We start from the raw sequence: 1,443 nt of genomic DNA on the forward strand, positions 1-1,443 counted from the left end.
GATAGGACCAAGATTAATGGCTGTTATAGAGCCCTTACCAAAATGGATCTGAAACTTGATCTTAAAGATGACCCCAAGCCCATGCGTAGAGCTTTAGCTTTTTGCAAAGATATTGAGACTTCTAAACGCATATGCAAGAGATTCAAAAAAGAAAAAGTGCAAGAATCTTTGCGCGCTCTTCATAAGAACTATAAAGATACTCCTCCTCTTAACTGTACCCTTGCCCATATTGATGGAACCTTTAGTGCTAAAGAGCGTACAAAACAACTTGAATGGTTAAAGGAAGATGCGGGGGAAAATACCTGCCGTGTACTTACCAATGTACGCTGTCTTTCTGAAGGTGTTGATGTTCCTGCTCTTGATGCTGTTCTATTTTTACACCCGCGTAAAAGTCAAATTGAGATTATTCAAGCGATAGGACGCGTCATGCGTCGAGCAGAGGGTAAAAAAAGAGGCTATATCATTCTACCCATTGGGATACCCGCTGACATTCCGCCGGAAATAGCCTTAGAAAACAACCAAAAGTATAATGTCATCTGGCAAGTTCTCAATGCTTTACGTGCCCATGATGACAATTTTAATAAAATAATTCACCATATGCACAAAAAACAAGATGTAAGCGATGCTCTTGAAATCGTTGCTGCTTCTCAAGAACTTGCGTTAGAAGATACGACTACAGTTATTGATGATTTACCTATACGCTCAAAATTAGAGTATTCAGGACTTAATATTGGGTTAGCAACTTACGAATCCTCTCACACATGTGAAGAACAAGGAGAACTCCCCCTTTTTTCTAAAAGTAAAGATGTCATTAGAACTGCTATTGTTAATAGATTTTACGACCCTAGCTATTGGAAAAAATGGGCAATAAATGTTGGTGATCTTGCTCAAACTCATATCACACGCTTAACTGAGGTTTTGACGAAATCAGAAACTGAAACACGGCAGGTGTTTAATGATTTTATGACCGAATTGCGTAACAATTTAAACACAACTATCTCCGAACAAAATGCAATTGAAATGCTTGCGCAACATCTTGTGACGCGTCCAGTCTTTAATGCTTTATTTGAAGGGCATCAGTTTGTTCAAGAGAATCCCGTCTCTTGTGCTTTACAACGTGTACTCAATGTCCTTGATAAAGTTGCCCCTAAAGAAGAATCTCAAGATCTCAAAAATATTTCTAAGAGTGTACAATTTTACACGCGTGGAATTACCACTCTTGAAGCACAACAAAGTTTAATTGTAGAGCTTTACAATGAATTTTTCCGTTATGCTTTTCCACGTACAGTAGAAAAATTAGGCATTGTTTACACCCCCATTGAGGTTGTTGATTTTATCATTCATTCTGTTGATGATGTGTTGCGTCATGAGTTCGGAACAAGCTTGGGTTCACGAGGTGTCTCCATTCTTGACCCTTTCACTGGAACAGGGACCTTTATCACA

1 protein-coding gene is annotated in these 1,443 nt (G+C 38.7%); it reads left to right on the forward strand.

The window, feature by feature from the left end; genetic code table 11:
* Positions 1–42: 42 nt before the first annotated feature.
* Positions 43–1,443, forward strand: a 1,401-nt coding sequence (locus ACFIKI_RS08340) for a helicase-related protein (RefSeq protein ID WP_375666746.1), incomplete at its 3' end; no start/stop codon positions are given.

The organism is Bartonella sp. TT121SHDZB (assembly GCF_042193415.1).
Classification (GTDB): Bacteria; Pseudomonadota; Alphaproteobacteria; order Rhizobiales; family Rhizobiaceae; genus Bartonella.